An 8,484-nucleotide genomic window follows, 5' to 3' on the forward strand; every position below is an offset into this window, starting at 1 on the left:
ATGATGTTTAAGAAGATTACTCGTAACATTAAATCATTCTTTTCAAAGCTTAATTGGTCCATTAGAAACGTATACTTAACTGTAAAAAGATCTATTTCGGGCTCATTTAGAAAATTTTGGTCGATCGTTACACAAGAAGAGAAACGAATCGAACGTAATCGTGCAAAACTAGATTATGTTCTAAAATACTTAAATCTTGATGGTAAGGACATCGATATTCAACTTGACTTAGACATTGCAGAAATTAGAAAAGATCTTGTTGAAAAGAAAAAAGCATTATCAGTATCTTATAAAGCAACTAAAGATGCAAAAGTGCTTGAAGAAATTACCATCATCAAAAATGTTATCAAGTATTTACCAGATGATAACCGCACAATCAATAGAAAAGGCGATAGAAAAGTAGCTACAGAACGTTTTACAAAAGCGATGCTATACTTAGCTCCAGCATTAATTCTATTAGCGGTGTTCACATTCTGGCCTATCATCAACACACTTAGATTATTAATATTTGTTGGCTATACTGAAGCTGATGGATCTATCCAAGGTTATACAATCTTTGGAAACTTCATCAAAGTTATTAGCCAAAGAGGGTTTATTAGACCTTCTGCTGGAACATTCTCAAGTGCTTTAATTAATACATTATTAATGGCATTTATCTCAGTTCCAATTTCAATCGTGATTGCACTATTGATCGCAGCAGGACTAAATTCAATTAAAGGACTTAAAGGATTCTTCCAAACCATTTTCTTCTTACCATATGTAACAAATACAATCGCGATTGCCTTAGTATTTAAGTTTATGTTTAATGAAAACTTCGGTTTAATTAACACTATGTTAGGTTGGATTGGTATTGATAAAGTAAACTGGCTATCCACAAATGCCAACTATTGGGCAGTTATGGGTGTTATGGTTATTTACTCAGTTTGGGATTCATTAGCGTTTAAAATCATGGTATTCTTATCCGCAATTCAAGGTATTGATAAACAATACTATCAAGCGGCAGATATCGATGCAACGCCAAAATCCAAAGTATTTAGAAAGATTACAGTCCCTCTAATCTCACCTATGATTTTCTACATTATGGTTACATCAATCATTGGTGCACTTAAGGTTTATTCATCCGTAATTACGTTAACCAACGAATACGGTGAAATTCGTGGTGCAACTTATAACATGAAGACCATCGTAATGTACATTTATGACTACTTGAACAACAGAGCACCTGGTAACTTATCATTAGCTGCTGCATCCTCTGTAGTATTATTTGGCATCATCTTATTATTCACATTAGTCCAAATGCAAGTAAGTAAGAAGAGAGTGCACTATTAATGGGGGCTATTATGGAAAAGAAATATTTAAATAGATGGAAGTTGACTGATATATTTGTATTAGCGGCTGATGCGATTGCAGTAATTATCTACCTCGTATTATTCGTTAAAGCATTCATCGACATTCCGGTACCTACAAAAGAAGAGATCGTAGACATTAACTTTGTATTCAATGGTCTACAACTAAGTATATTAGCGATATTCGCAATGATCGCAACACCACTATTATTCATCGATTCTAAGACTCACTTCAATAAAGTTGAGTACGAAATGGATCCTTGGTTTGCGGGAAATACCTTTGTAAAAGGGATTATTTCATTATTATTACTAAACCCAGTCAGTGCAATCATTAGATTTTATAACACACATAACATCTTAAAGTTTGCGACAGGGCACAGTTATTTAGAAGCCATTAAAAATATGGGTCGTTGGTTTAAAGTAAAATTCCAAAACTTCAAAAACAGAAAAAATAGCCCAGACCATGAAGGCGAAGCTACTGAAGAAGAAATCAGATTACGTAAGAAAATCCGTACCCAAACTATTGGTATTGCTGCTAAAACAGTATTGTTATATTCCTTAATCGGAATTGCTGCAGCATTCGTATTCTTACCATTCTATTGGATGGTTCTAACCGCTTTAAAAACATTTGAGGAAACACAATCAACAAACCCTTCATTCTTCGTTGCACTAAAAGACATGCAATGGGTTAACTTCAAATACGTATTAAATGAAATGGACTTCGGTTTATACATTTATAACACGTTATTAGTGGGGATCATTTCGACATTAGGTACTGTTATCACAACTGTGTTTGCAGCATTTGCCTTCTCAAGAATTGATTTCAAAGGAAGAGAAACATTATTCTCAATCCTATTAATGACAATGATGATTCCTGGGGAATTATACATCATTACAAACTTCATTACCGTAGCTGAATTTGGTTGGATTTCAACAGCAGGAAACAAAGTATTCCTTGCGATGATCATTCCATTCATGACAAGCGTATTCTACATATTCTTCTTACGCCAAACATTCAAACAAATTCCAAACAGCCTTTACCAAGCAGCGCAAGTTGATGGCTGTACAGACTTTAAGTACTTAGTAAGAGTTATGTTACCAATTGCTGGACCAACCGTGTTCACAATTACAATCTTAAGCGTTATCGGTTCATGGAATGCCTTCATCTGGCCAAGATTAATGGCAACTATGTTACCAAACAGTAATGAGAAATTTTATCTAATATCAGTCGCACTTAACAAAGCATCATTTATGGATCCAGAAGGTATGAGATTAATGTACAACCTTCAGATCGCAGCCAGTGCACTGGTTACTATACCGCTATTAATCGTATTCTTAGCTCTAAGAAAATACATTATTAGAGGAGTAGGAAGATCCGGTATTAAAGGATAATAGGAGGAATTAAATGAAAAAAATAGCTTCATTCTTGATTGCAGTAGTTGCAGTCATCACTTTAGCTGCTTGTGCTAACGTTAGAGCAAGCGCTCCAGTGTTTGAAGGTATTCCTGCAGGAAAAACTGTAACCATTACAGATGGTGATACATTCGATCCTAAAGCAGGGATAACTGCAAAAGACACTAAAGATAAGGATTTAACAGCTTCAATTATTGTTGAAGGGTTAGATTCAGACAAATTAGCAGGTGGTATTTGGATCGGTGGTCCAGGTAGCTTCTCATATAAATTATCTGTTACTAACAGTGCAGGTTTAAAAACAGAAGAAACCATCGCGTTAGTTGTTAATGCAAAAGAAGGCCAACAAGCAACGCCAGCAGTAATTGAAGGGGCTTATTCAAACCAAGTATATTACATTGGTTCAAACCCTTACAACCCACTTGAAGGGGTTTCTGCTAGAGATGCTATCGATGGCGATTTAACTGCAGAATTAAAAGTTAAGGGGACTCCTTACACAGCAAGACCTGGTGTTTCTAACTTCACAATCGAAGTTAAAAACAGTGCTGGTTATACAACTTCAATCGCAGTTACATTAACTGTTAAAGCTCAATACTCAATCCCAACAGAATTAACAACAGATCCAATCACAATTTCATTCTGGCATTCAAACGGGGATTCAATCGAAGCTGAATTGAAGAAGTATGCATTATCATTCCAAGCGAAATATCCAAATATTACAGTAGAAGTTATTAAGAAAGAACAATCATATTCTGAACTTAAGAACACTGTAGTTAAAGCAGCTGGTACAGGTGGACTTCCAAACCTAGTTCAATCCTATCCAGACCACGTTATGGAATACTTGACTTACAATGCATTACTAAGCGTGTCACCTTACTATGCACATCCAGTTCACGGTTATTCTACAACAGATGCTAAAGACTCATTCGCAGACTTAATCGGTTCATATAGAACTGAAAATAGCCAATATACTAAAGATGGTGACTTCTATGCATTGCCATTCAACAAGTCAACTGAAGTATTAGCTTATAATAAGACTGTTTATGACAGATTGGTTGCAGCTGGTAAAGCGCCTGCTGAATTCCCATCAACATGGCAAGATATTATTGCTTTGGCACCAGCTTATAGAGAAATTGCAAATAGCTATTTCAAAGAAAACCAAACATTTGTTAACACTCATGGGTCACAATCTCAAAAAGCATTATTTACTGACGATAACGTCAAATTAATGACAGAGAAGTTTGTACCATTCTCATATGACTCAACAGACAACGCATTCATTACTTTAACAAGACAATGGGGCGGAGAATACACAGGTATCGATGAAAACAGAAATGGTGTCATCAAGTTTGATAATGCTCAAACCAGAAGCATGTTACAATTCTTCTATGACAACAAGACAGCAATCACTGTTCCTGGTAACTGGGGTGACTCATATAGCTATGCATCCGATATCTTCAAGAATGGTTTCACATTCATCACTATAGGTTCAACTGGTGGTATCAGATACAATGCACCTATCTTAGTTACTAACGAAGGCGCAGGCATTGATCAATACTTATTCGAAGTTGGTGTAGCACCAATGCCATATAACAAAGAAATGCCTGAAAACTGGACTGCAATTCAACAAGGTACAAACATATCTATCACATCAGCAGGTACAGAACAACAAAAACTAGCTTCATGGTACTTCTTAAAGCATTTAACAAGTTATGATGTTCAATTAGACTTCTCAATGAAGATTGGATACTCTCCAGTTAGAACATCAGTATATTCAGATCCAGCATTCGTCCAATTCAGAAATGGTCTTGACAAAGAAGGTAAAGCATTAAGAGGCGCTGACTATTTAATGAGCCAAGCTATTAATGCAGCATCTATTCAAAAAGATGTTCAATTCTTCGACCAAGCATTCGTAGGTTCATCTACTTCAAGAACTGCAGTAGGGGTTGCGTTCAACCAAGTTATGTTAGCAACTAACCCTAACGTAATTAACATTGCAATTCAACAAGCAGTAGATGAAGCTAAAAAGATTCTCGGGAACTAAGGTTTTTAATTATTGATTATTCAATAAAAAATATAGGAGGAGAAGTATGAAAATCGGATTTAAACGATTGACGATGTTGTTAGCGTTACTAAGCGTAGTAATGTTAGCTGCTTGTGGTAAAACAGATACCACTTTAAAAGATGCCGTTGCTGATTTAACAATCACTTACGCATCAGGAGACAGCATTTCAGCTGTAACTAAGGATTTACCAACACTTCCTGCTAAAGTAGGAGAAGTTACCATTACTTGGGCATCAAATAACACAGCTGTGTTAAGTGCCGCAGGTAAAGTTACAAGACCAGCAAGTGATACAGTAGTAACACTAACTGCAACTTTAACTTTTGATGGTAAAACTGAAAGTAAAGAATTTAAAATTACCGTTAAAGCCGTAGAAGGCCCAACACAAGCAGAAAAAGATGCTGCAACTGCTGCATTACAAGCTGTTTATGCTGACACTATTGGCGACGTTAATTATGAAGTTATTGCAGACTTAGAATTAGTTTCTACTATTTCTGGGTTCTCTGTTACTTGGGCATCTGCCAACACTGCTTTAATCGCAGTTGATGGTAAGATTACAAGACCTGCTTATACTAAAGATGGTGGACAAGCTGTTAAATTAACTGCCACAATCACAGTTAAAGGTGAAGCTGTAGTAGTTGAATTCTTCGCATTCGTTAAAGGTATGCCAAAGACTGTTCAACAAACATTAACTGAAGCAGTTAACTTAGGTGCTGCATTCACATCAGACGTATCTACTGATGGTATTACTGCAAACCAAACTTTACAAACATCAGTAAAATATGAAGATGTAACTTATACAATCGTATGGACTTCTTCACATCCAGAAACAATGGGTGTTGATGGTAAAGTTGTAAGACCAGCTTTAGGACAACCTGACTTAGTTGTTACAATGACTGCTTCTATTACTCATGAAGGCGTTACTGTAACTAAAGATGTAGAATTTAAAGTTCTTTCTTACAAGCCAAGTAGAGTATTTGAAACCATTGGTGATCTATACACTGGTGATGGAAGAGCTAAAGACGGCGAATATGTAAAAGTTAAAGGTGTTAAAGTATTAGGTAAGATCAACGATGGTATTTTCTTACATGATGGTACAGACATTCTTTATGTATTCGATAGAGGCAAAGTTATTTATAATAGCTTAGTTCCTGGTAAAGTTTATGACGTTGAAGGCGAATTTGACATTTACTACAGCGCAGGACAATTAGCGAACTATGCACCAAACGTATTAACATTTGTTGAATCTACTGAAGTAGTTGCCGATTTAGCTGCAACTCAAGTTGATTATAATGATTTAATCGATGGATTATCATTACCAACTAATCCAAGTGAACTACAAGTGTTCTATGAATACACAAGATTCACTGCGAAAGTCTTAGTCGACGCTCAAGAAGGCGCAACTTCAAGCTACAAGTACTGGTTAGTTCCAACTGACTATGAAGGCGAAACAGTTATTAGCAAACTTGATGGTGGTAAAGCTATTCAATACGCTACTAAGTATGTATCAAACATTTATTACCAATCAAATTCTGAAGCGTTTGCTGAATTAAATGGTAAGACTGTCACTATCGACTTCTTAATGTATGGTTTCAGATCTGATAGATATGTATGGTACGGATTATTCTTCGATGACGTTACAGACATCGTAGTTGCATTCGATACAGATGCAGAAGCATTAGCAGCAGCTAAAGCAGTTGTTGAAAAATCACAACCAGCTGACGTTGTTGAAGCTACAACATTAGATTTAGTTAAATCAATCCATGGTGCATCAGTAGCATGGTCATCTAATAATGAATCAGTTATCAACTCAACTACAGGTGTTGTTACACCAGTTGATGGTGTTGTAACTAAAGTTGAATTAACAGCAGTTATTACACTTAAAGACTTACCAGCTGAAACAGTTAAGATTAACATTAACGTTGGTGAACTTCCTGTTAAGACAGTTAAAGAAGTTATTGATTCAGCAAAAGGCGCACAAGTTCGCTTTGAAGCTACAGTCTTTGAATATGATGGACGTGGAAACGTGTATGTTTCTAACGGAACAGATTCTCTTGTAGTACGTATCGATTCATCATCTGACCTACACGCTGCATTAGTTGCAAATAAGGGTAAGAAAGTTGAAGTAATCGGAGCTACAGATTCATACAACGGACTAGTTCAAGTTAAGCCTACAAAAGTAACTGCCAAAGGTGCTGGTGATGCAATTGCTCCAATTAATGCAGATGCATTAGAATTATCAGCAACAGGTTTAATCTCAGTACAATCATCACTAGTTGAATTGAAAGGAATGAGCGTTACATCAAGAACCACTACTCCAAGTAAAGATGCTACATACAACACAGTTTCAATTATCTTAACTCAAGTTGCTTCAAGCAAAACTATCGAATTGAGATGGGATGATAGAGTTGTATTAACTACTGAAGCTAAAGCAGAACTAGACAAATTAGTTGTTGGTGAAATTGCTGAAGTTACAGCAGTTGTTGGTTGGTTTAACAATCCACAATTATTAGCTCTTAATGTATTAAAAGTTACAGTTACACCACAAGATAATGCAGCTAAATTAGCAGCAGACGCAGCAGCAATTAAAGATATCGCTTTAACTGCAGCAGGTGCAATCGAACTTCCAGCTTTAGGCGCTAATGGTTCAGCAATTGCTTATGCATTCAAAGATGCAGAAGGTGCTAACAATTCATTAATCGATTTAGTAGCTAAAACAGTTACAATGCCTTCTGAAGGTCAAGTAGTAGTTACATTAGTTGCTACACTTACTTTAGGTGAAGAAGCAGCTGTTGAAGTTGAAATCGAAGTTACTCTAGGCTCATTACCTGCTGTTGAAGGTACTGTTGTTACAACATCTTACAGCGGAACTAGCACAAACATGGTTTCTCCAGGTAATAATGCTACAACTATTGGATTAAGCGAAACTATCTTTGACGTAACATCTAACAAAGCTGGTAGTTATAATAATATTATTGGTCTAAATGCAGATGGTTCAATCAGATTATATGCAGACAGATCTACTGGAAACGGTAATATTTTAACTATTTCTACTTTAGGTGGACAAAGAATCGTTTCAGTCAAAATTACATTTGGCGCAGGTAGCAACCATGTTGCTGGCGAAACAGCTGGTGTACTAACACTAGGTTCAGAAGTAATCAATCTAGACTCCACTAAAGTTTCAAGTCAAACTCTTGAATATAGTGCATTAGATATTACATCATTCTCAGTGAAAAATGCTACAACAGGCAGTAAGTCTGGACAACTTTGGATCACATCCATCGAAATCACTTACGCAGCTGCATAATTTTCAAACTTTTAAAAAGGACATGTCCGAAAGGATGTGAACAGCCTCTTGTCAAGTAGACACGGTAAATAATATAAAATTAGATGGCCATATACCTATATTCTAAAGGTGTATGGCTTTTTAATTTACGTTGTATTCTTTCATGATTATAGAACTTAATGTAATCTTTAATTGCTTTTGTGAGTTTTTCTGATGAATCAAACGTTTCTAAATAATACATTTCAGATTTGATGATGCCCCATAAGTTCTCGATTGGTCCATTATCAATACACTTACCTACTCTAGACATACTTTGCACCATATTGTGTTTATCTAATAGATTTTTAAATGATCTGCTCGTGTATTGAAATCCCCTGTCA

5 protein-coding genes are annotated in these 8,484 nt (G+C 35.9%); 4 read left to right on the forward strand and 1 reads right to left on the reverse strand.

Translation table 11 applies throughout. The annotated features are described in order from the left end of the window. The first annotated feature begins 3 nt into the window (after positions 1-3). From JN09_RS02115 to JN09_RS02130, 4 genes are read left to right on the forward strand one after another with little or no spacing between them, the layout of a single operon-like run. Positions 4-1,329, forward strand: coding sequence for a carbohydrate ABC transporter permease (locus JN09_RS02115; RefSeq protein ID WP_204432141.1), 1,326 nt, complete (start codon positions 4-6; stop codon positions 1,327-1,329). Positions 1,330-1,340: 11 nt separating this feature from the next. Continuing rightward, positions 1,341-2,738: a carbohydrate ABC transporter permease gene (locus tag JN09_RS02120; RefSeq protein WP_204432143.1), complete on the forward strand. Its 1,398-nt coding sequence runs from the start codon at positions 1,341-1,343 to the stop codon at positions 2,736-2,738. A 13-nt stretch (positions 2,739-2,751) separates the two neighbouring features. Then, positions 2,752-4,800 carry an extracellular solute-binding protein gene (locus JN09_RS02125; RefSeq protein ID WP_204432145.1) on the forward strand — a complete coding sequence of 683 codons (2,049 nt, stop codon included), beginning with the start codon at positions 2,752-2,754 and terminating at the stop codon, positions 4,798-4,800. Between the two features lie 46 nt (positions 4,801-4,846). Further along, complete coding sequence (locus JN09_RS02130) at positions 4,847-8,125, forward strand: immunoglobulin-like domain-containing protein (protein ID WP_204432147.1); 3,279 nt, start codon at positions 4,847-4,849, stop codon at positions 8,123-8,125. 79 nt (positions 8,126-8,204) lie between these two features. Here the strand turns inward: JN09_RS02130 and JN09_RS02135 are convergent. Next, on the reverse strand, positions 8,205-8,484 hold a 280-nt coding region (locus JN09_RS02135), incomplete at its 5' end, for an IS3 family transposase (RefSeq protein ID WP_204432149.1).

The sequence above is a fragment of the Paracholeplasma morum genome (assembly GCF_016907055.1).
Lineage (GTDB): Bacteria > Bacillota_I > Bacilli_A > Acholeplasmatales > UBA5453 > Paracholeplasma > Paracholeplasma morum.

What these genes read in the sequence shown, in the direction of transcription:
- JN09_RS02115 (WP_204432141.1), top strand. Translation starts at nt 4, where the DNA reads ATGTTTAAGAAGATTACTCGTAACATTAAATCATTCTTTTCAAAGCTT.
- JN09_RS02120 (WP_204432143.1), top strand. Translation starts at nt 1,341, where the DNA reads ATGGAAAAGAAATATTTAAATAGATGGAAGTTGACTGATATATTTGTA.
- JN09_RS02125 (WP_204432145.1), top strand. Translation starts at nt 2,752, where the DNA reads ATGAAAAAAATAGCTTCATTCTTGATTGCAGTAGTTGCAGTCATCACT.
- JN09_RS02130 (WP_204432147.1), top strand. Translation starts at nt 4,847, where the DNA reads ATGAAAATCGGATTTAAACGATTGACGATGTTGTTAGCGTTACTAAGC.